Origin of the sequence: Nocardia sp. NPDC059229 (assembly GCF_042754165.1) — a bacterium.
GTDB lineage: Bacteria > Actinomycetota > Actinomycetes > Mycobacteriales > Mycobacteriaceae > Nocardia.
The window spans coordinates 33,938-58,919 of the sequence record NZ_JBHZAK010000015.1 but is presented as its reverse complement, the minus strand read 5'-3'; the positions used below and the strand labels follow the sequence as shown (position 1 = coordinate 58,919).

General features: G+C 69.8%; 22 protein-coding genes. 10 read left to right on the top strand and 12 right to left on the bottom strand.

The genetic code is table 11. The features are described 5' to 3' along the window. Positions 1 to 3: 3 nt before the first annotated feature. The gene (locus ACFXHE_RS29820; RefSeq protein WP_379387747.1) at positions 4 to 810 is read right to left on the bottom strand and encodes a DUF1460 domain-containing protein; all 807 of its coding nucleotides are present in this window, start codon (positions 808 to 810) and stop codon (positions 4 to 6) included. 101 nt (positions 811 to 911) lie between these two features. On the opposite strand from ACFXHE_RS29820, the gene ACFXHE_RS29815 reads away from it, so the two are divergent. Further along, positions 912 to 1,655: a class I SAM-dependent methyltransferase gene (locus ACFXHE_RS29815; RefSeq protein ID WP_379387746.1), complete on the top strand. Its 744-nt coding sequence runs from the start codon at positions 912 to 914 to the stop codon at positions 1,653 to 1,655. A 28-nt stretch (positions 1,656 to 1,683) separates the two neighbouring features. Here the strand turns inward: ACFXHE_RS29815 and ACFXHE_RS29810 are convergent, their stop codons facing one another. After that, positions 1,684 to 3,153, bottom strand: a complete 1,470-nt coding sequence (locus ACFXHE_RS29810) for an AIM24 family protein (protein ID WP_379387903.1) — start codon at positions 3,151 to 3,153, stop codon at positions 1,684 to 1,686. A gap of 163 nt (positions 3,154 to 3,316) precedes the next feature. Then, positions 3,317 to 3,913: a TetR/AcrR family transcriptional regulator gene (locus tag ACFXHE_RS29805; RefSeq protein WP_379387745.1), complete on the bottom strand. Its 597-nt coding sequence runs from the start codon at positions 3,911 to 3,913 to the stop codon at positions 3,317 to 3,319. Positions 3,914 to 4,067: 154 nt separating this feature from the next. On the opposite strand from ACFXHE_RS29805, the gene ACFXHE_RS29800 reads away from it, so the two are divergent. Beyond that, positions 4,068 to 5,342, top strand: a complete 1,275-nt coding sequence (locus tag ACFXHE_RS29800) for a cytochrome P450 (protein ID WP_379387744.1) — start codon at positions 4,068 to 4,070, stop codon at positions 5,340 to 5,342. On the opposite strand, the gene ACFXHE_RS29795 is transcribed toward ACFXHE_RS29800, so the two are convergent. Beyond that, entirely contained in the window at positions 5,326 to 5,967 is a 642-nt protein-coding gene (locus tag ACFXHE_RS29795) for a cysteine hydrolase family protein (RefSeq protein ID WP_379387743.1), read from the bottom strand. The genes ACFXHE_RS29800 and ACFXHE_RS29795 overlap by 17 nt on opposite strands. 7 nt (positions 5,968 to 5,974) lie before the next feature. Further along, entirely contained in the window at positions 5,975 to 6,301 is a 327-nt protein-coding gene (locus ACFXHE_RS29790) for a hypothetical protein (protein WP_213557582.1), read from the bottom strand. Positions 6,302 to 6,370: 69 nt separating this feature from the next. On the opposite strand from ACFXHE_RS29790, the gene ACFXHE_RS29785 reads away from it, so the two are divergent. Then, positions 6,371 to 6,709: a winged helix-turn-helix transcriptional regulator gene (locus ACFXHE_RS29785; RefSeq protein WP_379387742.1), complete on the top strand. Its 339-nt coding sequence runs from the start codon at positions 6,371 to 6,373 to the stop codon at positions 6,707 to 6,709. 21 nt (positions 6,710 to 6,730) lie between these two features. Here the strand turns inward: ACFXHE_RS29785 and ACFXHE_RS29780 are convergent, their stop codons facing one another. The 3 genes from ACFXHE_RS29780 to ACFXHE_RS29770 all read right to left on the bottom strand — a co-directional run bounded on the left by ACFXHE_RS29780 (position 6,731) and on the right by ACFXHE_RS29770 (position 9,321). Beyond that, complete coding sequence (locus ACFXHE_RS29780; protein ID WP_354841682.1) at positions 6,731 to 6,925, bottom strand: hypothetical protein; 195 nt, start codon at positions 6,923 to 6,925, stop codon at positions 6,731 to 6,733. 110 nt (positions 6,926 to 7,035) lie between these two features. Next, positions 7,036 to 8,196 carry a glycosyltransferase 87 family protein gene (locus ACFXHE_RS29775; RefSeq protein WP_379387741.1) on the bottom strand — a complete coding sequence of 387 codons (1,161 nt, stop codon included), beginning with the start codon at positions 8,194 to 8,196 and terminating at the stop codon, positions 7,036 to 7,038. Positions 8,197 to 8,451: 255 nt separating this feature from the next. Further along, positions 8,452 to 9,321 (bottom strand): LysR family transcriptional regulator, encoded by an 870-nt coding sequence (locus ACFXHE_RS29770; protein ID WP_379387740.1) that lies wholly within the window; start codon positions 9,319 to 9,321, stop codon positions 8,452 to 8,454. Positions 9,322 to 9,404: 83 nt separating this feature from the next. Here ACFXHE_RS29770 and ACFXHE_RS29765 point away from each other — a divergent pair, with 83 nt between their 5' ends. After that, a complete protein-coding gene (locus tag ACFXHE_RS29765; protein ID WP_379387739.1) occupies positions 9,405 to 10,412 on the top strand; it encodes a bile acid:sodium symporter family protein in 1,008 nt (335 codons plus the stop codon). A gap of 4 nt (positions 10,413 to 10,416) precedes the next feature. Here the strand turns inward: ACFXHE_RS29765 and ACFXHE_RS29760 are convergent, their stop codons facing one another. After that, complete coding sequence (locus ACFXHE_RS29760) at positions 10,417 to 11,808, bottom strand: nucleobase:cation symporter-2 family protein (protein ID WP_379387738.1); 1,392 nt, start codon at positions 11,806 to 11,808, stop codon at positions 10,417 to 10,419. Between the two features lie 397 nt (positions 11,809 to 12,205). Between ACFXHE_RS29760 and ACFXHE_RS29755 the strand changes: the two genes are divergently transcribed. Genes ACFXHE_RS29755 through xdhC form a run of 3 tightly spaced genes read left to right on the top strand, consistent with a single transcriptional unit; the run spans position 12,206 to position 16,843 of the window. Further along, positions 12,206 to 13,657: a xanthine dehydrogenase small subunit gene (locus ACFXHE_RS29755; protein ID WP_379387737.1), complete on the top strand. Its 1,452-nt coding sequence runs from the start codon at positions 12,206 to 12,208 to the stop codon at positions 13,655 to 13,657. Then, positions 13,654 to 16,023 carry a xanthine dehydrogenase molybdopterin binding subunit gene (gene xdhB / locus ACFXHE_RS29750; RefSeq protein WP_379387736.1) on the top strand — a complete coding sequence of 790 codons (2,370 nt, stop codon included), beginning with the start codon at positions 13,654 to 13,656 and terminating at the stop codon, positions 16,021 to 16,023. Before ACFXHE_RS29755 ends, xdhB begins: the two co-directional genes overlap by 4 nt. Before the next feature lies 1 nt (position 16,024). Continuing rightward, a complete protein-coding gene (gene xdhC, locus ACFXHE_RS29745; protein ID WP_379387902.1) occupies positions 16,025 to 16,843 on the top strand; it encodes a xanthine dehydrogenase accessory protein XdhC in 819 nt (272 codons plus the stop codon). Positions 16,844 to 16,864: 21 nt separating this feature from the next. Here the strand turns inward: xdhC and ACFXHE_RS29740 are convergent, their stop codons facing one another. After that, positions 16,865 to 18,481: an FAD-binding protein gene (locus ACFXHE_RS29740; RefSeq protein WP_379387735.1), complete on the bottom strand. Its 1,617-nt coding sequence runs from the start codon at positions 18,479 to 18,481 to the stop codon at positions 16,865 to 16,867. 111 nt (positions 18,482 to 18,592) lie between these two features. On the opposite strand from ACFXHE_RS29740, the gene ligD reads away from it, so the two are divergent. Further along, positions 18,593 to 19,558, top strand: a complete 966-nt coding sequence (ligD, locus tag ACFXHE_RS29735) for a non-homologous end-joining DNA ligase (RefSeq protein ID WP_379387734.1) — start codon at positions 18,593 to 18,595, stop codon at positions 19,556 to 19,558. On the opposite strand, the gene ACFXHE_RS29730 is transcribed toward ligD, so the two are convergent. Together ACFXHE_RS29730 and ACFXHE_RS29725 are read right to left on the bottom strand one after the other, a co-directional pair. Next, entirely contained in the window at positions 19,555 to 20,202 is a 648-nt protein-coding gene (locus ACFXHE_RS29730) for a response regulator (RefSeq protein ID WP_379387733.1), read from the bottom strand. The genes ligD and ACFXHE_RS29730 overlap by 4 nt on opposite strands. After that, positions 20,199 to 22,487, bottom strand: a complete 2,289-nt coding sequence (locus tag ACFXHE_RS29725) for a sensor histidine kinase (RefSeq protein WP_379387732.1) — start codon at positions 22,485 to 22,487, stop codon at positions 20,199 to 20,201. The genes ACFXHE_RS29730 and ACFXHE_RS29725 overlap by 4 nt, the downstream gene beginning before the upstream one ends. A 286-nt stretch (positions 22,488 to 22,773) precedes the next feature. On the opposite strand from ACFXHE_RS29725, the gene ACFXHE_RS29720 reads away from it, so the two are divergent. Both ACFXHE_RS29720 and ACFXHE_RS29715 read left to right on the top strand, forming a co-directional pair. Continuing rightward, entirely contained in the window at positions 22,774 to 24,222 is a 1,449-nt protein-coding gene (locus tag ACFXHE_RS29720; RefSeq protein ID WP_379387731.1) for a lipase maturation factor family protein, read from the top strand. Positions 24,223 to 24,228: 6 nt separating this feature from the next. Then, positions 24,229 to 24,981, top strand: coding sequence for a hypothetical protein (locus tag ACFXHE_RS29715; RefSeq protein WP_379387730.1), 753 nt, complete (start codon positions 24,229 to 24,231; stop codon positions 24,979 to 24,981). Position 24,982: the final 1 nt, after the last annotated feature.

Below are 24,982 nucleotides of genomic sequence, written 5' to 3'. Positions count from 1 at the left end.
GAATCAGTTCGGGCGCAGTACGACCAGGCCTGGCACCGTGGTGAGGTACTGGGTCAGGGGGGTGTCGACGACCTGGTTGTTGGCGGTCAGGGAGGAGGCGTTGCGGAACATCGGGCCGTTCGGGGTGCTGATGAAGATGCCCACGTGGGAGACGTCGAGGCCGGCGTCGGGGGTGTAGGCGCCGAGGTAGTCGCCGGTGTGGAGGGCGGTGATGACGGCGTTGTCGAAGGAGCCGCTGGGGATGTAGGTGATGTCGCGGTCCACCACGGGGATGCCCGGAAGGTAGTTGCCGCCATCGGCTTTCGCGTTGAGGTGTTTGGTGACGGTGACCGCGGCGGGGGTGAGGGTGGGGGTGATGTCCGTGGCGGCGATGCGGTTGACGGCGGCCCAGTCGGTGAAGAAGTGCTTGCGGCGGGTGAATTCGACCTGGCCGCCGGCGTAGCGGGTGGCCACCAGGTTCTGGATGAAGTCGGCGCGGGTGGTGGAGCGGCTCAGGGCTTCCACGTAGTCGAGGTAGGTGAAGCAGTCGACGCGGCGGAAGTCGATGACCAGCTGCTCGGGCTGGGTGGCGGAGCCGATGAGCATGTTCGCGCCGTAGGGGGTGCCGAGGAAGCGGCTGGAGAGCTGGGCGATGGCGTCGGTCCGGGTGCCCGTGGTCGAGTTGCGCACGGCGAGGAGCTTGTCCAGCTGTTGCGAGGTGGCCTCGTCGAGCGCGGGGTCGGCAGGGATGGCCATGGCCTGGGAGGGCAGCAGGGCCAGCGCGCAGACCAGCGTGACCAGCATCAGCAGGATTCGGGTGACTGTGCGCAAAACCCCTCCATCGGAACGAGACGTGCAGATCGAACCTAACAGCCGATTCCTGTCCCAGACAATCCTTTCGCTGCGCCGAATACCTGCGTAAGCTGCGCGGCATGATCGCGACCCAGTCGCCGCAGCAGCGCATCGTGGAACTGCTCGTCCCCGAATCTACCGTCGTCCACGGCTATCTCGATGTGCTCGGGGCGGAGACGCCTCCGGCCAAGGGCATCGGGCAGGCGGCCATGCGGGTGCCGCTGATCTCCCGTATCTACGAGCCCATCTGGCGCGAGTTCTTCCGGCTCGCCATGGGACGCAATGCGGTCGGCGTGCGCCGGGAGAAGCAGCGTGCGGTGGATTCGCTCGGAATCGCCGAGGGCGCGCTGGTACTCGATGTCGGTTGCGGGCCGGGGCTGTTCACCAGGGCTTTCGGCAGGGCGGCGGGGGATTCGGGCCTGGCTGTCGGGCTCGATGCCTCGGAGTCGATGCTGGCGGAGGCGGCGCGCACCAATGCGGTTGGACCGGTTGGTTTCGTGCGCGGCGATGCGGGCCGCCTGCCCTTCGCCGACGGCGCCTTCGACGCCGTGGCCTGCTTCTTCGCGCTGCACTTCTTTCCCGACGCGGAGGGCGCGCTGGCCGAGATCGCCCGGGTGGCCAGGCCGGGCGGGCGGATCGCGGTGACCGCGCTGGCCCACCCGCCGGTGCTCGACTTCCCGCTCTTCCGCGGCGTGGCCGGCATCGGGGGCGCGCGCAGCCTCGGCTACCACGTCGTGCCGGACGTCCTCACCGCCGCGGGCTGCGAGGTGACCGGCCGGAATTCCTCCGGCGCAGTGCAATTCGCGACGGCCGTCAAGCGCTGAGCCACAGTCTGATCCACGAACGGCGAGGTCAGCCGAGCAGCCCGCCGAACATGCCGCCCGACTGCCCGGCCTCCTGACCGCCGCCGGTGCCACCGATGAAACCGCCCGGCGGCAGCTCGGAGGGCTGCACGATGACGAAGCCGCGGCCCGAGAACGACAGGGTCAGGCCCTCGCCGGTGCTGCGGCCGATCAGGCGGCTGAAACCGAAGGAGTCATTGCGCTTGATGCCGGTCTGCAAGCTGGAGGACCAAGCCACCGCGGCCTGCGGATCGGCGTAGGTCGGCTGGTCGACATTCAGGACCACGGGGGAGCCGTGGGTGGTGATGGCGATCCGGCCGCGACCGGTGAAGACGCAGTTGAAGAAGCCCGCATTGCTGGCGTAACCGGCCGCGCCCTGGACCCTTTGGATGTTGTAGGACAGCGTGGAGTCGAAGGCCAGCACGTTCGCGCCATTGATGGTCAGGCCGTCGGTGCCGTCCAGGTCCACGATGTGCACATCGGAGGCGGCATTGGCCAGGAACAGATCCCCGCGCCCCGACACCTGCATGAGCGGCACGCCCTCGCCGGTGAGCCGCTGCTGGATCGCCCGCCCGATCCCACCCGACCCGAGTGCCTTGAAGTGCAGCTCGCCCTGATAGGCGACCATCGATCCGGCCCGCGCCAGGGTCTCCCCGTCCACCGCCACCCGGATCATCTTGCCGCCCTGCTTCTGAATGCCGTAACCGCTGACCTCGGCATGATTCGGATGGAACAGCTCGCTCTGCACGGACGGAACTCCTTGTGGCGCGGAATGATTCGGGACGGGGGCCGCGGGCGGATAGGGCGGCGGCGCGAAAGACTGCGGGGCCATGGGCATAGGCGCCGCCGGCGGCTGGAATTGCTGGGCCGGCAGGGTGGGCGGCAACGGCATCGGCTGCGCGGCGGGGTTGGGTTGTGTCGGTAGATATTGCGCGGGTTGCGGCTGCTGCTGGGGTGGCGCGGCCGGTTGCGGCGGGAGGGCCTGCGCCGGCAGCGTAGGGGCGGGTGGGGCCTGCACCGGCGGCTCGGTGTCGTCGTCGATGGTCACGCCGAAGGCCTCGGCCAGTCCGGCCAGGCCGTTGTCGTAGCCCTGGCCGACCGCGCGCACCTTCCAGGCGTCGCCGCGGCGGTAGATCTCCACGCAGACGACGGCTGCCTCGCTGGTCAGGCTGTTCATCGGGAAAGTCAGTGTGCCCGCGGGGGATCCGATGGCGGCGGTGAGCGTCCCGGCGGCGGCGAAGGTGGCGGGCCCGCTGCCGTCGAGGCTGGCGGTGATGGCGACGCGATCCACGTCGGCGGGCAGGGCGGAGGTCTGAACGTCCACCATGTCCCCGGCGCCGCGGCCGTGCCGGTAGACCACGCCGGGACCGACCGGTTGGTTGAAGAAGATGAAATCCCCGTCCGACCGCACCCGCCCGTTCGCGCCCAGGAGCAGCGCGGACACATCGACTGCGGCGGAGCAGGTTACGGTGACCGTCATCAGATCAGCGGGCGCGGGCCGATTCTCCCCGCGGGCGAGCGCCGTCACCGCGGCCCCTCACCGGCGGCGCGGACCTGTTCGGGCAATAGGCGATTCACAGCCTCAAGTGTCCCGAATGTCCGAATCAATGGCCATCCGGGTATTCCCCCAGATGTTGCCGCTCTCAGTCGCCCGGCCGCTGGAAGGCGGGGAGCGCCGGGATCAGATTCGCCGCGAAATCGCGGATACGCTGCGGCGGAAAGGCTTCGGGCGCGGCCAGCACCAGCCGTCCCGCCTCCCAGAACAGCGCGAACAGGGTGCGCGCGGTGAGCTCCACATCCACCACCCCCCGCCGCTCCGCCGGAACCGCTTCGCGCACGAAGGTTTCCAGCGCCGCGACGAACGCCTGCCGCCCGCGCTCCAACCGGCGCCGGAAGGTCGGAGTGCTCGAATCGACGAGCTGGAAGACCGCCCGCCACCGATCCGGCGCGGCCTGCACCGCGGTGAGGAAGCGTTCGAGGCTCTCGGTGGCGGCGCGGCCCGGATCCCCGGCGGAGGCCAGCGGCACCGCGGTCGCCAGCTCCGCGAGCGCCGCGGTCTCCTCGCGGTCCAGTGAGGCGCGCAGCAGTGCGTCCGAATCCTCGAACAGGCCGTAGATGACCGGCCGGCTGACCCCGGCCGTGCGGGCCACGGAGTCGATGGACACCCGGTGAATGCCCTCCTCGACAATGACCCGAAGCACCGCGTCGAGGAGTTGCTCCCGTCGCTGCTCGGGTGCCATCCGAGGTGCGTAGGCCCGGTTTCGGCGCTCGGCCACGATTCACCTCTCTGCTTCGGAGCTGCCTTGACATCTGGATCTGTCGCGCAAATACTACAGTCAGTGTAGCTACAGTGACTGTAGCTTTGTCGGCTCGGCGGACCTCTAGGCGGTATCCATGACCACTGCGCACTCCCCGTCCGCTCCCGGGTTCTTCGCCGGGCTGCTGGATCCGGCGAATCGGGCCGATCCCTATCCGCTGTACGACCGCATGCGCGAGCACGGGCCGGTGCGGCTCGGGGGCGGGCCGGTGGTGGTGCTGACGTCGTATCGGGATTGCGCGGCGGTGCTGCGGCATCCGGGGGCGGTGGTGGAACGGCGGCATGCGTCGCTGCCGCTGGGGCCGACGCCGACCTACGATCTCGCGGGGGAGCGGGCCGGGGAGTTGGCGGGGACGATGTCGTTCCTGTTCCGGGACGCGCCCGATCACACGCGATTGCGGCGGCTGGTGGCCAAGGCGTTCACGCCGGCGGTGGTGCGGGGGATGGCGCCGCGGATCACCGCGATCGCGGACGCCGCCCTCGATCGGGCCGCCGAGAATGGGCGGCTGGATATGGTGGCAGATCTCGCGTATCCGCTGCCGATCACGGTGATCTGCGAACTGCTCGGGGTGCCGATCGAGGACGAACCGCGCCTGCGGGAGTGGTCGTCCGTCCTGGCCCGCACCCTCGACCCGGTGTCGGGGACCGCCACTTCCGGCCGCCCCGACCCGGTCGAGCTGGTGCGGGCCAACAACGAATTGCACTCCTACTTCGAACAATTGGCGCGCGAGCGACGCCGGCGGCCCGGGGACGACCTGCTGTCCGCGCTGATCGCCGCCGAGGAATCCGGGGACGCGCTGTCCCGCGAGGAGCTCATCGCGACCTGCGGGCTACTGCTGATCGCCGGGCACGAGACCACGGTGAACCTCATCGCCAATGCCACCCTGGCACTGCTCGATCACCGTCATCACCTGGCGAATCTGCGCACCGCCGGATCGTTCGCGGGACCGGTGATCGAGGAGACCCTGCGCTACGACCCGCCGGTACAACTGGTTCCGCGCATCGCCCGCGACCCGATTACCTTGCCGGGCATCGAGATCGCGGCGGGCGACATGATCATCATGCTGCTCGCCGCCGCCAACCGCGATCCGGAGGTCTTCGCGGAGCCCGGCCGTTTCGATCCGGCCCGCGAGAACCGGCACCTGGCCTTCGGTCTCGGTCAGCACTTCTGCCTGGGCGCACCGCTGGCCCGGTTGGAGGCCGACATCGCCCTCACCCGCTTCGCGCGGCGCGTGCGCGAACCCCGGCTCGACTGCGAGCGTCCGCCGTACCGGGAACACGTCACGCTGCGCGGACCGGCCGCGATCCCGTTGTCCTACACCGAGATTCTGCCCGCTAGCGGCGATTCATGAGCGCGCTCAGGACATCGGTGTCGATGGTGCGGGAACCGCCCGCAAAGGCCAGTCCGGCCAGCGAGCGTTCGGCCGCCTCGGCGTGGCCCGCACCGCAGGCGTCGGTCACCACGACGGGCAGGTAGCCGAGGTCGGTCGCGTGCCGCACCGTCGGTTCGATGCCGACCTCCATGGCGATGCCCGCCACCGCGAACGCGCCGATTCCCAAGTCCCGCAGGGTGATATCGAGCGGCGTCCCGGCGAATGCGGACATGGTGATCTTGTCGAAGACGACCTCGTCGGGACCCGGGGACAGCTCGGGCACCAATTGGTACTGCGGCGAGCCCTGCGCGAAGGCGGCCCGCACCTCGGCCGGATCGTCCACGTGCTGCCACTCCATGGCGGTACGCAACTGCGAAATCCCTGCCGCCGCAGGAGGAATCGACATGTGGCGGGTGTAGAAGACGCGGAAGCCGTTCGCCCGCGCCGCATCCCGCAACCGCACACAGGACTTCACGATGCTCTCGCCGTCGGGCAGCTGCCCCACGATGCCGACCTGCATGTCGTAGATCAGCAGCGCCATGCGTTCCGGGTGGCAGGCGTCCTCGACGGTTTGCGGAATGGTCAGTCCGTAGGCTTGTCGCATGACGGCCTCACCGGGTGCGGTCGTAGGGTTCCGCGACATCCACCGAGGCGTCCATCAGCGCCTCGATCGGCAGCGGCGCCGTGACCGGCACATACGTCCACTCCAGGAACCCCTTCTTGGTGAGCGGGAAGTCGTTCACATACCGCTGCGCTTCCTCGACACTGTCGACCTCGAACACGATGACCACCCCCGGCTCGTCGGCGCGGGCGTAGTTCTCCCGCACGATGCCCGCCTTCCACAGCCGCCACACATTGGCGACCTCCTCGGGCAGATACGGGGTGATGGTCTCCAGCGTGACGCCGGGCTTGAATCGATCGAATGTAATGACCTTCATGGGAATTCATGAAAGTCCCCTGATTACAGTGTTACAAGAACGCACTTTTCGGTAAGTACCGGAGGAGAGATGCCGGCGAAGCGCTACCACTGCCCGGTCGAGGTGACCGTCGATCTGATCGGGGGCAAATGGAAGGCGGTCATTCTGGCGCACCTCAAGGAGGGGGTGCGGCGGTATGGGGAGTTGCGGCGGCTCATGCCGGACACCAGCGAGAAGATGCTGGTTCAGCAGTTGCGGGAGCTGGAGTCCGACGGCTTGGTGCGGCGCACGGTGTTTCCCGCTGTCCCGCCGCAGGTGGAGTACGACCTCACCGAGGAAGGGTGGAGTCTGGTCCCGGTGTTGACCGCGCTCTACGAGTGGGGTGAGAAGCGGAGCGCGCGAACGGGTCTCGTCATCGAGACGCCGTGACGCGCCCCGCGTCCGGGTTCGTCAGGCGGCGCGGTCGGTGCGCTCCGTGTGGTCCGGTCCGATGCCGTCCGCCTCGCACTGCGCCCGGTGCATGGCGCACCGGTACTTCGGCCCCGGCTTGATGAAGGCGGGATCCAGCCGCTGGGCGAAGGTGAGGTTGTCACGCCGCCAGCAATCGATGCACACCGGCTCCTTCATGGCGTCCTCCTCGGTCATCGCTCGCGAAAGGTATGCGCGAGAGGGATTCCCATCCCCGGCCTGATTCGGATATACCCTCGGCATCTCTTCCATAACGGATGCGGCCAAATAGCCGACCGGTCGGTTGCCTATTCGCGGTCGGGGGAGCGCCGGAGGCAGGCGATCAGGCCGCCCAGGATGACCACGTAGACGATGACATAGCAGTTCAGCAGGATCTGCGAGATCGGCCAGGACGGCGGGAACAGGAACCAGCCGACCACCACCCAGCGATCGGTCCAGTGGTAGGCCCAGGCGCCGGTGGTCAGGTAGAGGAAGCCGGCCGCCGACCACCAACGCGGTTCCGACGCGGCCCGGTTGATCAGGTAGACGAACAGCGGCAGGAACCAGACCCAGTGGTGGTTCCAGGAGAACGGGGAGACCGCGCACGAGGTCAGGCCCGCGGTGGTCACGGTGAGCAGTCTCTCGCCGCGGCTGTAGAGCGCCGCCGCGAGCAGCAGGCCGCCGACCGCGACCGGGACGGCGATCAGCAGCCACAGCCACTGCGGCACCTGATGGCCCGAGAGATGGGCGATCACGCCCCGCAGCGACTGATTGGCCGGCTGGGTGTCGGGGGCGATGCGGTCCGACTGGAAGAACGTCCTGGTCCAGTACTGCTTCGAATCGGACGGGAGGACGGCGCCGGCGACCAGGATCGTCATGACGAAGGTGGTCGCGGCCACCACGGCCGCCCGCCACTGCCGCAGCACCAGGAACTGCGCCACGAAATACAGCGGCACCAGTTTGATGCCCGCGGCCAGCCCGGTGCCCACGCCGCGCAACCGGCTGCCCTCCGGGCGCGAGAAGTCCCAGAGGATCAGCGCCATCAGGACGAGGTTGATCTGGCCGTAGTACAGCGTGGTGCGCACCGGCTCCAGGAACATGGCCGTCGCCGCCAGCAGGGCGCTGATCCCGGCGAGCCGCCAGGTCAGGCGGTGGCCGAGTACGCGCCAGCACAACAGGACACAGCCGTAGAGCACGCAAATGTTCAGTGCCAGCCAGGAATTCGTGACGTAGCCCCACGGCACCATCAGGATCGGCAGGAACATCAGCGTGGAGAACGGCGTGTAGGTGTAGGACAGGCCGCGATGCGTCGTCTCGGTGTAGAGCGGATGGCCGTGGTAGATCTTCCACGCGCCGTCCCGGTAGACGTGGACGTCGAAGCCGCCCGCCAGAAAACCCACCTGGTCCAGCCACGGATCCACGGTCGTGAAGATCAGCACCAGCGACAACGCCGCACCGAAGGCCAGCACGATCAGCGTTGTCCTGCTCCATAACGGCGGTGGCCCACCGGAATCCGCAATGACAGCACTGTCGTTCGTCCTTGCACCGATCAACACCAGACCCACCTCGGATGTGCGATACAACCTGCCGGGCTCGAGAAATGCTGAACACGAACGCTTCAGCCCACCCGCCTTGACGCTGCCGGCCAACGGCCGGCCGATCCGCGCTCTGCGTAGCGCGAATTCGGATTCTCAGCACCCTACCGTCCACGGCGGGCGGTGCGGTCACATGCCCGACCGCGTGGTCTGTAGTGATAGGCGGCGCGCATTGGCGATGATGGCGTCGGCCAGCGCCTGCTCCGGATCCGCCAGGCGGGTGCGGCGGTGCATGAGAACGAAATCCAGTTCCCCCAATTCGGGGAGCCGGGGGTCGGTGAGCGGGACCAGGCCATCGGGCAGCACACCCGCCGCGTGCGCGATCACCCCGAGCCCGGCCAGGGCCGCCGCCCGCAGTCCGAGCAGGCTGTCGCTGACACACACGACCCGGCAGGTGCGGCCCGCGTGCTCGAGCGCGCGCAGCGCCTGCTGCCGGGTCAGGCTCGGCTCCGGATAGGTGACCAAGGGCACAGGATCGTCGAATTCCGTTGGGGCCGAACGCCCCGCCCACACCAGCCGGTCCCGCCACAGCAGCGTGCCGTGCCGCTCGCCCGGCAGCCGCTTGCCGAAGACCAGGTCGAGTTCGCCTGCGGCCATGCGGGATTTGAGGGTCTCGCTCAGCCCGACGGTGAGCTCGAGATCCACGCCCGGATGGGTGCGCTGGAACTCCACCAGGATGTCGGGAAGCGCGCGGGCCATCACATCGTCGGACGCGCCCAGCCGGACCAGACCGGTGAGGGCGGAACCGGAGAAGTAGGCCTGGGCCTGGGCCTGCGCGTCGAGGATGGCGCGGGCGAAGCCGATCATGGCCGCGCCGTCGGCGGTGAGCGCCAGATTGCGGGTGTCGCGGCGGAACAGCTCCCGCCCGGCGGCCTGTTCCAGCCGTGCGATATGGCCGCTCACGGTGGACTGGCGCAGGCCCAGCTGACGGCCCGCGGCGGTGAAGCCGCCGGCCCGCTCCACGGCCAGGAAGGTGCGTAGCAGCTCGGGTTCGAACATGCGGGTAATTATCACGTATCTCGATGAGAGATATCGGATCGAACGACTATCGCGATCAGCATTCGCGCTCCTACCGTCGAAACGTGCAGCTCCTCGCCAAACTCCGCATCGACTCCTTCATGCTGGGCATTCTCGCCACCGTGGCGCTGGCCGCCCTGCTGCCCGCGCGCGGCGAAGCGGCCGAGGTGCTGGACTGGGCCACCAAGATCGCCATCGCGGTGCTGTTCCTGCTCTACGGCGCCCGCTTGGAACCCCGTGAGGCCCTGGCCGGACTGCGGCACTGGCGACTCCACTCCGGAGTGCTGGCAGCCACTTTCGTGATCTTCCCGCTGCTGGGCCTGGCCCTGCGGGTGCTGGTCCCGAGCGTGCTCACCCCGGACCTGTACACCGGTGTGCTGTTCCTGTGCCTGGTGCCCTCGACGGTGCAGTCCTCCATCGCCTTCACCTCGATGGCCCGCGGCAATGTTGCGGGCGCGGTGGTGAGCGCCTCACTGTCGAATCTGATCGGTGTTCTCGCGACCCCGCTGCTCGTGATGGCCTGCATGAAAACCACGGCGGGCGTGCATGTTTCACCGTCGGCGGTGCTCGCCATCGTGGTCCAGCTGCTGCTGCCGTTCGTGGCCGGGCAGCTGCTGCGCCCCCGCCTGGGCTGGGTGCTCGGCCATCCGGCCGCCACCAAGACGGTGGATCGCGGCTCGGTCTACCTGGTGGTCTACGCGGCGTTCAGTGCCGGTGTGACGGCGGGCATCTGGCACGATCTGTCGGCCCGGGTGCTGGTGTCCACGGTGCTGGTCTGCGCGGCCCTGCTGGCCACCGTGCTGGCCCTCACCTCGCTGGGCGGCCGCCTGCTCGGTTTCTCCCGCGCGGACCGCATCGTGCTGACCTTCTGCGGCTCCAAGAAGAGCCTCGCCACCGGCCTGCCCATGGCCTCGGTGCTGTTCGCCGGGCATCCGGTCGGCCTGATCGTGTTGCCGCTCATGATCTTCCACCAGATCCAGCTCTTCACCTGCGCGGCTCTGGCCCAGCGCTACGCCCGCCGGGCGGACCCGGTGGAAGCCGAGTTGCCCAGCGGTGCAGTGGAACCGGTGTGACCGGTCAGTGCGCCTCGTCCACCGGTGTGCCGGTTTTGCTCGCGCCCCAGTGATTGAAGACCAGATTGAGCACGAAGACCACGATCACGGCCGAGGTGATCGGGCTGCCCGCGATCATCTGGAAGTCGGCCGGGAACTTGGTGTAGATGTTCGGGGCCACCGCCGGCAGCAGCGCCACCGACAGCGTGACCGCGATGATCAGCATATTGCTGGTGCCCTCGAACTGGACCTTGTGCAGCACCCGCAGCCCGACCGCGGTGACCATGGCGAACATGACCGTGGCCGCGCCGCCGATCACCGGACCCGGCAGTGCCGCGACCACACCGCCGACCTTGGGCACCAGCCCCAGCGCCACCAGCATGCCGCCGCAGGCCGCGACCACCCAGCGGCTGCGCACGCCGGTCAGCCCGACCAGGCCGACATTCTCGGCGAAGGCGGTGTCGGGGAAGGAGTTCATGAATCCGGCCAGCACCGCGGAGAGTCCGTCGGCGGCCAGGCCGCGTCCCAGGTCCGCGGGCTCGAGCTGCTTGTCGACCATTTCGGCGACGGCGACCATATCGGCGGTGGACTCGGTGAAGGTCACCAGCATGACCACGCACATGGAGATGATCGCGCCGAGATGGAATTCGGGGGCGCCGAAGATGAACGGCCGCGAGATCGCGAACCAGCCCGAGGACCCGACCGCCGACATGTCGACCAGATGCATGGGCACCGCCACCAGCGTGCCGATCACGACACTGATCAGCACGGCCAGCTGGGCGATCAGCCCGCGGGCGAACCGGTGGATCACCACGATCAGCGCGATGACCAGCCCGGCCAGCGCGATATGCGAAATCTGGCCGTAGTCGGCCGCTTTCGGGTCGTCACCGGCGATCAGCCCGGCGTCCGCACCGATCAGCGACAGCCCGATCACACAGATCACGCAGCCCGACACCAGCGGCGGGAAGAACCGCACCACCTTGGCGAAGAAGCGGGCGATGATCAGACCGAATACGCCCGACACCAGGATCGCGCCGTAGACGGTGGGCAGCCCGGCCTCGCCGCCGCCGAACTGCTGCGCGATCAGGATCATGGGCGAGACCACGGTGAAGGTCGCGCCCGCGACCACCGGCAGCCGCACACCGAGAATCCGGCCGATGCCGACCGACTGGATGATGGTGACGATGCCGGAGACCAGCAGATCGGCATTCACCAGCAGGCCGATGGTGTGGGCCGGCAGTTTCAGCGCCCCGCCGACGAGCAGCGGCACCGCGACCGCGCCCGCGTACATGATCGCCAGGTGCTGCAGGCCCAGCAGCGCCAATCGTGGGGGCGGCGGGATTTCGTCGACCGGATGCCGGGGCCGGACGACGCCGATATCGGGTTTACGGGAGGGGCGCGAAAAGCGCATTTGCATGATGCCTCCTGGAACGCGTGAACAACGGCCCGAACAGGCCGCGACCACGACCCGAATGATGGCGCAGGAAATACCTGTCCCGCAGCAGATTGTTCGATTGTCCAGCCGGTTCGGCGCGCCTCCCGGCCGCCTTCGTATTTTCCTACAGAATCCCGCGGCGCGCGGCCCCTCGTGTTGACCGAATATCGTGCCGCGACGTAGGTTCGGTGCCTCGTAACCCGTGGTCACAGGCAGGAGGCGACCGGATGTCCACCAATTCCGACCTGCGTCGCCTCGCCCATCGGACGGTGTGGGTGCCCGGCCGCGTGGCGCACGGCTGCTGAAGCACGGCTTTCTCGACGAGCGGAATTAATCCGCGAACACTGGATAGTGCACTCGACGTAGAAGGCAGCCTGCAATGGCAATTTTCATGACGGTGAACGGGAAGACCACGACGATTTCTCCCGCCGCGCCGCATACCTCTCTGCTGGACTTTCTCCGGGAGCTCGGGCTCACGGGGTGCAAGGAAGGTTGCGCGGAGGGCGAATGCGGCGCGTGTTCGGTGCTGGTGGCCCGGCCGGGAGTGGCCGAGCCGACCGAATGGGTGGCGATCAATGCCTGCCTGGTGCCCGCCGTCGCGCTGGACGGACAGGAGATCGTCACCGCCGAGGGCCTGGGCGGCCCCGCGCGGCTGCATCCGGTGCAGCGTGAGATGGCGGTGCGCGGCGGATCGCAATGCGGTTACTGCACACCGGGATTCGTGTGCAGCATGGCCGCGGAGTACTACCGGCCGGATCGGCGAGCGCTCGACGAGATCGCACCCGACTGCGCGCATGCCGAGACCGGGCCCAATGGCTTCGATCTGCACGCGCTCAGCGGCAATCTGTGCCGGTGCACCGGCTACCGGCCCATCCGCGATGCCGCCTTCGCGGTCGGCGAGCCCGAGGCCGATGACGAACTGGCCCGGCGGCTCGCCTCCGACCCGCCGGAACCGGTGGCGACCGACTTCAGTTCCGGTGGGCAGCGTTTCGTCCGGCCCGCGACCCTCGCCGACGCGCTCCGGCTGCTGCGCGAGCATCCGGACGCCACGGTGGTGGCGGGCAGCACCGACCTGGGCGTCGAGGTGAACCTCCGCGGCCGGCGGGCGGAGTACACGCTGGCCGTCGATCAGCTGCCCGAACTGCGTGAGCTGACCATCGGCGCGGACCGGATCGAGCTGGGCGCCGCGCTCACCCTCACCGAGATCGAACGCCGCCGGGCCGGGCGGGTGCCACTGCTGTCGGAGCTGTTCCCGCAGTTCGCCTCCCGGCTCATCCGCAATGCGGCCACCCTGGGCGGCAACCTCGGCACCGGCTCGCCCATCGGCGACGCGCCGCCGGTGCTGCTGGCGCTGGCGGCGTCGGTCGTGCTGGCCGATGCCGACGGTGAGCGCGAGGTCGCGCTGGCCGACTACTTCACCGGCTACCGATGCTCGGTGCGGCGGCCGGACGAGCTCATCAAGTCCGTCCGGATTCCACTGCCGCTGGCGCCGGTGACCGCCTTCCACAAGATCGCCAAGCGCCGCTTCGACGACATCTCCAGCGTCGCAGTGGCTTTCGCGCTCGACATCGAGGACGGTTTGGTGCGTACCGCGCGCATCGGGCTGGGCGGTGTGGCCGCCACCCCGCTGCGCGCCTACGACACCGAGGCGGCCCTCGTGGGCCGGCCCTGGACCGAATCGACCGTGATCGAGGCCGCGCAGGTGTTGCGGGACGAGGGCACGCCGTTCGACGATCACCGCGCCAGCGCGCGGTATCGCAGCGCCATGCTCGGGGAGAGCCTGCGCAAACTGTTCGCCGAGACCGCCGAACCCGCGGGGGTGCTGTCATGAGCCACCTGTCGCAACGACCCGAGAATCCCGCGGTGGGCGTGGCGCTGCCGCACGAGAGCGCCGCCCTGCACGTCACCGGGGCCGCGCTCTACACCGACGACCTGGTGTACCGCACCAAGGATGTGCTGCACGCCTATCCGGTGCAGGTGCCGCACGCGCACGCGCGCATCACCGCCCTGCACACCGCGCCCGCCCTGCGGGTGCCGGGCGTGGTGCGGGTGCTCACCGCGGCGGACGTGCCCGGCATCAACGACGCCGGCGTCAAGCACGACGAGCCGCTGTTCCCCGACGAGGTCTGCTTCCACGGCCACGCCATCTGCTGGGTGCTGGCCGAGACCCTGGAGGCCGCGCGGCTGGGCGCGGCGGCGGTCGAGGTGGAGCTGGAGCCGCTGCCCTCGCTGATCACGATCGAGGAAGCAGTGGCGGCCGGCAGCTTCCAGGGCGCGCATCCCCAGGTGCAGCGCGGCGACCCGGAATCCGGGTTCGCGGCCTCGGCGCACGTGTTCACCGGTGAAATCCACTTCTCCGATCAAGAACACTTCTACCTCGAAACCCATGCCGCCCTGGCGCATGTCGACGAGGGCGGGCAGGTGTTCGTGCAGTCCAGCACGCAGCATCCGTCGGAGACCCAGGAGATCGTGGCCCACGTACTCGGGCTGCACAGTCACGAGGTGACCGTGCAATGCCTGCGCATGGGCGGCGGATTCGGCGGCAAGGAGATGCAGCCGCACGGCTTCGCGGCCATCGCGGCGCTCGGCGCGACCCTCACCGGGCGTCCGGTCCGGTTGCGGCTCAACCGAACCCAGGACCTGACCATGTCCGGCAAGCGGCACGGATTCCACGCGCAGTGGCGGGTCGGATTCGACGCCCACGGGCACATTCAGGCCCTGGACACCACCCTGACCTCGGACGGCGGCTGGAGCCTGGACCTCTCGGAACCGGTGCTGGCCCGCGCGCTCTGCCATGTCGACAACCTGTACTGGATTCCCAACGCGCGCTTCACCGGTCGCATCGCCAAGACCAACAAGCCCTCCAATACCGCCTTCCGGGGCTTCGGCGGTCCGCAGGGCATGCTCGTCATGGAGGACCTGCTGGGCCGGTGCGCACCGCTGCTCGGCCTGGATCCGATGGAACTGCGCCGCCGCAACTTCTACCGTGCCGGGCAGACCACGCCCTACGGGCAGCAGGTGCGCCACCCCGAACGCATCACCGCCACCTGGGACCAGGTGCTCGAACGCGGTGAGATCGCCACGCGCACACGGGAGATCGCGGCATTCAACGCGACGCATCCGCACGTGAAGCGCGGGCTGGCCGTGACCGGCGTCAAGTTCGGCATCTCGTTCAATATGACGGCCTTCAACCAGGCCGGGGCGCTGGTGCTGATCTACAAGGACGGGTCGGTGCTGATCAATCACGGCGGCACCGAGATGGGGCAGGGCCTGCACACCAAGATGCTGCAGGTGGCGGCCACCACACTGGGCATCCCGCTGGACAAGGTGCGGCTCGCGCCGACGCGAACGGACAAGGTGCCCAACACCTCCGCGACCGCGGCGAGTTCGGGGGCCGACCTGAACGGCGCGGCCATCAAGAACGCCTGCGAGCAACTGCGCGAACGCCTTTTGCAGGTGGCGGCGGCTCGGCTGGGGGTCCATGCCTCCGACGTCCGCATCGCCGACGGCGTCGCCCGCGCCCTGGGGCCCGGGGACGCGGTCGTCGAGTGGAGCGACCTGTGCCGGACGGCCTATCTGCAGCGAGTTCAGTTGTCGGCGGCCGGTTTCTATCGCACCGAGGGCCTGCACTGGGATGCGAAGACCATGCACGGCTCGCCGTTCAAGTACTTCGCCTACGGCACCGCCGCCGCCGAGGTGGAGGTGGACGGTTTCACCGGCGCGTACCACATCCGCCGCGTCGACATCGTGCACGATGTCGGCGACAGCCTGTCCCCGCTCATCGATATCGGCCAGATCGAGGGCGGTTTCGTGCAGGGCGCGGGCTGGCTGACGCTCGAGGACATCCGCTGGGATACCGGTGACGGACCCGGCCGCGGGCGGCTGCTCACCCAGGCGGCGAGCACCTACAAGCTGCCCAGCTTCTCGGAGATGCCCGAGGTCTTCAATGTCACCCTGCTGCAGCACGCGCACGAGGAGGGCGTGGTGTACGGGTCCAAGGCGGTGGGGGAGCCGCCGCTCATGCTGGCGTTCTCGGTGCGCGAGGCGCTGCGCCAGGCCGCCGCGGCCTTCGGACCGGACGGGGTGAGCGTCGAGCTGGGCGCGCCCGCCACGCCGGAGGCGGTGTACTGGGCCGTCGACGCGGCCCGGCGGGCCCGCGAATTCGCCACCGGGGAAAGCGTTTCCGCCCGTGCGTGACATGACCTGGGTGACCGCGGTCGCGCGACTGCGCGACCGGCGGGAACCCGGCGTCCTGGTGACGGTGGCGTCCGTGCGCGGCCACGCGCCGCGCCGCGCGGGCGCGAAAATGGTGGTGGGACAGTCCGATATCTGGGGTTCGATCGGCGGCGGCAATGTCGAGGCCGTCGCCGTCGAGCGCGCCCGCGAGCTGATCGCGAAACCGCACGCCGAACCCGAGCTGATGGAATTCGCCCTCAACGACAAGGTCGTCGGTCAGCACGGCGTCCAATGTTGCGGCGGCACGGTGACCGTGCTGCTCGAACCGCTGCCGGTGCGCCCGGCGGTGGCCATCTTCGGGGTCGGCCATGTCGGGCTGGAACTGGCCCGCATCCTGGCCCGCCAGGATGTCGACCTGCACCTGATCGACTCCCGGCCCGAGGTGCTCACCGGGGAACGGCTCGCGCCGCTGGACGACGCCATCGCGCGGGTCCATACCCATCACACGCCGCTGCTGCCGGAGCAGGTCCTCGACCGGCTGCCGCCCGGCACCCACATCCTGATCATGACCCACGATCACGCCGAGGACGCCGCCCTCTGCGACGCCGCCCTGCGCGCCGACGACCTCGGTACCATCGGCCTGATCGGATCCCCGGCCAAGTGGGCGCGGTTCCGGAAGCGGCTTACCACCGAGGGCGGTCATTCGCCGGAAGCCCTGGGCCGCATCAAGACTCCGATCGGGCTGGCCGATATCACCGGGAAGGAACCGGCCGTCATCGCGGTGAGCGTCGCGGCGGATCTGTTGCACACCTTCGAACTCGGGGCGCGCACCACCGACTGACGCCGCGGCCGGCCGCCGGGGTCAGTGCGTGGCCGCCAGCGCCACGCTGTGGGTCCCGGCGCGGCGGCCCGAGAAGACGCAGTCGGCCAGGGACAGGCCACTCACGTACGAGTTCGAGCACACCCCGACCGCGGCCCGGCCCGCCGCGAACAGACCCGGGATGGCCGCACCGGATTCGGTGCGGACCGCGCCCGTCTCCTCGTCCACCAGCAGCCCGCCCAGGGTGAGCATGGGCATCGGGTAGGTCAGCCGGGACTTGAACGAGATATCCAGCAGCGCAAAGGGTCCCGCGTGCAACGGGCGGCGGATGTCGTCGGGCTTGCCCATGGGGTCGGGTAGCTGCTGCTCGATGGCGCGATTGTGTCCGTCCACGGTCTTGCGCAGGGCCGCCGGGTCGATACCGGCTCGGGCCGCGACCTCCTCGACGGTCCGGCCGGTCACGCTGCCGAGCCGCAGCAGTCGCTCGGCCTGCATGCGCTGGAACCACACCGACTGCTTCCCGATCTGGCGGCGCGCCTCGGCGGCCAGCCGCGCATCGACCAGCATCCAGGCCCGATGCCCCGGACTGGCGGCAATGGCCGCGCCCAGCGCCGCGCCGTAGCGGGACTCGTCGATCATGCGCTGCCCGTTGGCATCCACGGCGATCGAGCCGAAGTAGGCACTCGGCGGGGCGATGAAACGCCAGGTGGACAGCGCGTCCATGCGACCGGTGGCCGCGCCCGCCGCCTGGGCCATGGCGATACCGCTGCCGTCGTCACCGGCGGTGCCCAGCGGCAGGCCCTCGGCCCACGGATAGTCGGGCGCGTGCTCGGCGACCATCGCGCCATTGGCGATGAAGCCACCGGTGGTGAGGATGACCCCCGACCGCGCCTGGATGCGCACCGGCGCCCCGTAGCGCCGCTCGATGCGGGCCAGCAGCGCCTGCACCGCGTTGCGCAAACCCTGGTGGTACACACCGGGTTTCGCCGAGATCCGGGCGAGCGCGGCGAACCTGCGCTGCACCGCCGCGGGCGCGCCGCTGATCGTGATCGCCTCGATGCCGACCACCCGGCCGTCCTCGACCACGAGTCGCGTTGCCCGGGTACCGGTTCGAACGCGCACTCCGTGTTTCGCCGCCGACTCGGCGAGCGGACCGAACAGCTTCTTGCCGGACACGCCGCGTCCGTGCGCGCGATGCCCGCGCTGCCGTGGTCGCGCCAATTCGCGGAAGCCGCCGGAGTTTTCGCTGCCCGAGTAGTACAGGTAGTAGTCGTCGGTGGGGTACGAGGTCTTGAAGGGGCACAGCGACGGCTGGAACGGCACCCCGTGCCCGGTCAGCCAATCGATCAGTGCGGGCGACTCCTCGCAGAACCTGCGCAGTGTCCGCTCGCTCACGGTGTCGCCGACCTCGGCGCGCAGATACGCGAGCATGTTCTCCACGTCGTCCTCGACCCCGGCCGCGCGCTGCACCCAGGTGCCGCCGCCCGCGTACACGATTCCGCCGGACAGCGCGGTCGCCCCGCCGCCCAGGTAGCGGTCCAGGGCGAGCACGTCGGCGCCCGACTCCCGCGCGGCCAGCGCCGCCGCGACACCCGCGCCGCCGTATCCGACCACCACCACATCGGCCGAAGAGTCCCAGGTCCGCACCGTTGCGTCCACCTTCCCGAGTGAAGAAATCCCAGCGAGGTGAACTATAACGTGTTCTAGTTCGGTGTGTGGTTCGCGGCGAGCCGGTCGCGGATGACCGGAAGGCCGGTTACCGTCGGACGGGTGGCCAGCAAGTCAGCCGCACCGGCGATCGAGGTGCCGGTCGGCGAACACACGGTGCGCGTGTCCAATCCGGATCGGGTGTACTTCCCGGAGACCGGGGCGACCAAGCTCGACCTGGTGCAGTACTACCTGAGCGTCGGCGACGGGATCGTCAACGCCTTGCGGGACCGGCCGTGCATGCTGCACCGCTTCCCGAAGGGCCTGCCCGGCGGCAAGGTCCACCAGAAACGCCTGCCCGGCGGTGCGCCGGACTGGATTCCGACTGTCCAGCTGTACTTCCCGCGCTACGGCCGCACCGCCGACGAACTCTGCGTCGAGAAGCTCGCCGACGTGATCTGGGCGGTGCAGATGTCGACGGTCGAGTTCCACCCCTGGAACTCGCGCCGCTTCGATACCGAACTCCCCGACGAATGGCGTATCGACCTCGACCCCATGCCGGACTGTCCGTGGTCGCGGGTGCAGCGGGTGGCCGGGGTCGTGCACGAGGTGCTCGACGAGCTGGGTGCGGACGGCTGGCCGAAAACGTCCGGCGGCAAGGGATTACACGTCTACGTCCGCATAGCGCCCCGCTTCGGATTCCAGGAGGTGCGCCGGGCCGCGCTGGCCTTCGCCCGCGAGGTGGAGCGGCGTGCGCCCGCGGACGTCACCACCGCCTGGTGGCGCAAGGATCGCGATCCGGCGCAGCTGTTCGTGGACTACAACCAGAACGCGCGCGACCACACCATCGCCGCCGCGTACTCGGTGCGCGGCGTGCCCGAGGCGACGGTGTCGACTCCGGTGCGCTGGAACGAGATACCCGAGGTACACCCCGGCGACTTCACCATGAAGACCGTGCCCGGGCGCTACGCCGAACTCGGCGACCTGCACGCCGGCATCGACGAGGCGGTGTTCGACATCGAACCGCTGCTGGAGTGGGCCGACCGCGACCGGATCGACGTCGACCTCGACTTGGACAGCGGCGACTAGAGCTCGTCGGTGGTGATCAGGCCGTCGCGGATGGCGCGGGCCACCAGGGCCGCCTTGGTCGGGGCCGAGCGTCCGACCGCCGCGTACTTCGCGCGGATGCGTTCCAGGTACGTGTTGACCGTGCCGACCGTGATGTAGAGCTGCTGGGCGACAAGGGCTTTGGACTCCGTCTGGAACCAGGCCAGCAGTACCTCACGCTCCCGGCCGGACAGTCGCGGCCGGTCGTCGCCGTCGGCGCTCATGGCCCGGGCCATGGTCGGGCTCAGATACGGCCGCACCTCGGCGGCGGCGTGCAGGGCGGCGATGAGGTGTTCGCGCCCTTCGGTTTTCGACAGATAGGTGACCGCGCCCAGGTCCAGGCAGTCCCGGACCAGGTGGGGTTCGGTGTACTGCGAATAGACCACCACCCGGTGACCGCGCGCGCAGATCGTGCCCAGCGCGCTCAGATCTGGTGCGCGCTGGTCGAATTGGAGATCCAGCACGATGGCGTCCAGGTCGCCGCGGTCCGGACCGCCCGCGGCCAGGAAGGCCGCCGGATCCGGATGGTCCGCGGCCACCTCGATGCGCGGCTCGGCCGCGGCACACCAGCCGCGCACGCCGTCGCGGATCAGCGGGTGGTCGTCGACTATGGCGATACGGATCATCGGGCCCCCTCGACCTGGAAACGGTGATGCAGTCGCGCCCACAGCAATTCGCCCGCGGTGACCACCTCGGTGTGCACCGCCCCGGCGGCGTCGAGGGCGGTGCCGGACAGCGTGGACAGGCGGTCCAGTGTGTCGGCCGGGCAGTCGCCCAGCGCACTGACCGTACAGCCCGCGGCGTCCGCGGTCACCACCACCCGGGCGCGGGAACGGCTGGCGTCCAGCATGATCCGGGTCGCGGCCACCAGATGGCCCCGGACCACGTCGGGCAGATCGCGCCCGGCGGGCCCGATGCCGCGACCGACCTCAACGTCCGCCTCGACGGTCACCGCCACCCCGCGCCGTTCGGCGGCGTCGATACCGGTGCGCAGGTCGGACAGCAGCGGGTGGCCGAGACCGTCCTGCTGGGTGAACAGGCGGCGCAGGCGGGCGTACTCGGTGCGGGCGGCGGCCTGAACGGCCGGGTCCCCGGGATCCCGGCTGCCGTCGGCGAGACCCGCGAGCAGCGGGGTGAATTCGGTCAGCAGTTCGCGATAGCGGCGCAGGCACTCCTGTTCGGTCATGCGCCCGACCGCGTCGGCGGTGCGGTGCCGCAGGCGTTCCCGGTGCAGGGCGGCGGCCTGCCGCGTGGCCCGATCGAGGGTGGCGGCGAACCAGGCGGTCAGCATCTGCAGGAAGAAGATGGCCGCGGTGTGATACCCCAGCACCGTGAGGGTTTCGACGCCCGGCGCGCGGGCCAGTACCAGCGCGCACACCAGGACCCACCAGACGCTCAGCGCGGACAGCGACAGCCGCGGCGGCAGCCGGAAGCCCAGCGCGACCACGGCCCAGCCGGACGCGCCGATCGACCAGTTCGCGCCCGCCAGTCCGGCATCCGGCGGCAGCAGGGCGATGAGCAGCAGCGAGGCGGCGATCGCCACGCCCATGAGCGCAAGCGTCACCGATTCGCGGCGGCGCGGCGCCAGCGCCGCCAGGGCACAGGCCACGTTCACCGCGACCAGCAGCGCGTTCACCGCCGCCGGGGGCGTCGCCGCGGCGGCGGTGAGGGTCGACTGCAACAGGGTGTCGGCGACCGCGATGCCCACCATGCCGTACCCGAAGCTGCGCCCGAGCCGGTCGATTCCGGAGGCGGCCGCCGGTGCGCCGAACGAATGATCCTCGGCGGCAACCGGTGCGGCGACCGGCCAGCGCAGCCGGACCTCGGTGCCGCGCCCAGGGTTGCCGGTGACCTCGGCGTCGCCGCCCACGGCCCGCAGGCGCTCGATGATCGAATGCCGGACGCCGTAGCGGTCCTCGTCCGGCGCGCCGTCGAATCCGATGCCGTCGTCGGTGATCAGCAGCGTCCCGGGCCCGGCGCTGATCACCACGTTCGAGGCCTGGGCGTGCCGGTCGATATTGGTGAGCGCCTCCCGCGCGGCCGCGGTCACCGTCCACGCCAGCGCCCGGCGGATCGGCAGCGGACCTGGTGTGCGCAGGGTGACCGGCACCGGGCATTCGATGCTCAACTCGCGCAACAATTCCGACAGGTCGGCCGGCGAATCATCGCCCGGCAGCGGGATTCCCGACTCCAGCACCGTGAGATCGCGCGCGGCCTGGCGGGCGATGCGCTCGCGATCGGCGGCGGCGCCCTGACCCACCATCAGCAGGGTGGCCGCGGCGGTATCGTGCATGACCGCCCACTGCTCGTGCTCGTAGCGCCGCCGGGCCGCGGCGACCTCACCGGCGATGCGGGAGTCGGCGGCCGCGGTCACGGTCTGGTCGTGCACGGTGGCCGCGCGCAGCACCACCCGGCGCACCCCCACCGCCAGCAGCCATTCGACCAGCAGGTAGGCGACGGCCAGATCGGACAGGAAACCCCAGGGCGTGAGACCGGGCGTACTGCGATTGGCCCAGTAGAGCGCGGCGAGGACCAGCACGGTCACCGCCGCCGATATCCGCACCCGCTCAGCGATACCCACCGAGATCACCGTTGCCGCCACGACCTTCACATCGATGAGGTCTCCGGTGCCGACGCCGGACGCGGCCACACTGACCGTACCCAGCAGGTAGATCGCCACCACCGCGACATCGGCCGCGGTCCACCACGGCCCCAGGCGCCGCCCCCACAGCCGGCCCGCCGACCACATCGCCAGCAGCACGGTGACCGTCCGCCCCGCGCCCGGATCGACGGCCCCGCCGGCCAGATGCACCACGGTGAGCAGCAGGCAGGCGGCGTGCCGGAACCGGATGGCCAGCCACGTCGCCTCCTGCGCGACCGCGGCGTGGGTCGGGTCGGCTTCGCGCAGCACCCGGTCACGGTACCGAACCGGATTCGAGCCAGCATGGCATCCCGGCGGACGCCGCGGTGTCCGTCGAACATCCGACAGACAGACCCGTCCGGCTACGGAAAAGTGAACCGTGCAGTGGGGTGTGCGGGTCCGGCCCGCGCAGCGGCTGCGCCCGCGGCCGTTGGCGGGCGGGGAGTCAACGGCCGCCCGGGTCAGCGACCCGGGCCGGTGCGCGCGGGGGGTGAGTACGCTTCCAAGTGGACGGACTTAGTGCCCGAGGTGACACGGCCGGCGCAGGAGGCGCGGGATGGAGTGGTTCATCGCACCGGAATACTGGTTCGCGCGGCAGGTGATCGAGCGCGGGATCGCGGCCATCTATCTGATCGCGTTCGTGGCGGCGGCCCGGCAGTTCCGGGCGCTGACCGGGGAACACGGCATGCTGCCGGTACCGCGGTTCGTGGCGCGGCGACCGTTCCGGGTGGCGCCGAGCGTCTTTCAGCTGCACTACACCGACCGGTTCTACGCGACGGTGGCCTGGAGCGGGGCCGCGGTGTCGGCGGCCCTGGTGGCCGGGGCCGCGGATCTGCTGCCGCTGTGGGCGGCCGTGGTGGTGTGGCTGCTGGTGTGGGTGCTGTACCTGTCGATCGTCAATGTCGGACAGGTCTGGTATTCGTTCGGGTGGGAGTCGCTGCTGCTGGAGGCCGGTTTCCTCGTCGCGTTCCTCGGCAACGACCGGGTGGCCCCGCCGGTGCTGGTGGTGTGGCTGGCCCGGTGGCTGGTGTTCCGGGTGGAGTTCGGGGCGGGACTGATCAAACTGCGCGGTGACAGTTGCTGGCGGGATCTGACCTGCCTCTACTACCACCACGAGACCCAGCCCATGCCCGGCCCGCTGAGCTGGTTCTTCCACCAGCTGCCGCGGCCGCTGCACCGGATCGAGGCGGGGGCCAATCACGTCGCGCAGTTGGTGGTGCCCTTCGGGCTCTTCGCGCCACAGCCGGTCGCGAGCGTGGCCGCCGGAATCATCATCGTCACACAGCTGTGGCTGGTGCTGTCGGGTAACTTCGCCTTCCTCAACTGGCTGGTCATCGTGCTCGCCTGGTCCGCCGTCGCCGATTCCGCGCTGGCAAGGGTGTTTCCGATACCCGCGGCGCCGGCACTGCCGGACTCGCCGCTCTGGTTCACGGTGCCGGTGTTCGTCTTCGCGGCCTGCACCGTGGTGCTCAGCTACCTGCCGGTCCGCAATATGCTGTCGAGCCATCAGCGAATGAACCAGTCCTACAATCCTTTCCATCTGATCAATACGTTCGGCGCGTTCGGGGTCGTCGACCGCATCCGCTACGAGGTGGTCGTCGAGGGCACCGACGAAGTCGCGCTCACCGCCCACACCCACTGGCGCGAATACGAATTCAAGGGCAAGCCCGGCGACCCCCGTCGGCTGCCCCGCCAGTGGGCCCCGTACCACCTGCGCCTGGACTGGCTCATGTGGTTCGCGGCCCACTCGTCCAGCTATGCCCGGCCGTGGTTCGACGGCCTCCTCCAGCGCCTGCTGCGCAACGACCCCGCCACCCTGCGCCTGCTGCGCCGCAATCCCTTCCCGGACGTCCCGCCCCGTTACATCCGCGCCCGGCTCTACGAGTACCGCTTCACCAGTCCCCGTGAACTGCTGGAGACCCACGCCTGGTGGGTTCGCGACCTGGTCGGCGAATACGCGCCGCCGATGTTCTCACCGCGCGTCTCGCGCGTGACCCGGACATAATGCGGCATGGGTTTCTTCAGGCCGCGCTGCCCGGTGGGGGAGGTGGAACGGCTCTGGGTCGAGGAGATGCTGTCCTGGTGCGCCACCCAATTCGGTACCAGGACGTTGCGCACCCCCGTCATCCTCCCGACCTCCGACTACTTCCCGGACACCTACTCGGGCGCCGAATCGCAGGCGCTCGCGGTCGTGGAGCGGGTGGTCCGGTACATGGGGGTGGGGCGGGATCGCATTGTCGTGGAACTCGATTCGGCCGGTGCGGCGCCGCCCGACCAGCTCATGCAGCTGGAGGGCGCGGCCCGCGGCGAGGCCGGGCACTACCGGCTCGAGCACGGGCGGGCGGTGGTGACGCTCGAACTGGCGCGGCTGCGCTCACCGGTCACCCTGGTGGCGACCGTCGCCCACGAACTCGCCCACGAGCGGCTGCTCGGTGAGCAGCGCATCGCACCCGACCGGCACGACGGCGAACAACTCACCGATCTGGCCACGGTCTACCTCGGCCTCGGCGTCTTCAATGCCAATGCGGCCTTCCAGTTCTCGCAGAACAGCCGCGGCTGGCGCTCCCAGCGCCTGGGCTACCTCTCCCAGCCCATGTACGGCTACGCCCTGGCCTGCTGGACGGTCATGCGCGGCGACCCTCGCCCCGCCTGGTCGGCCCACCTCGATACCAACCCCCGTGTCTACATGAAGCAGTCCCTCAAATACCTGCGAGCCAACCCCGACGCCCTCTCGGGCTGGCGCGCCGCGGCGTTCGAATCCTGAA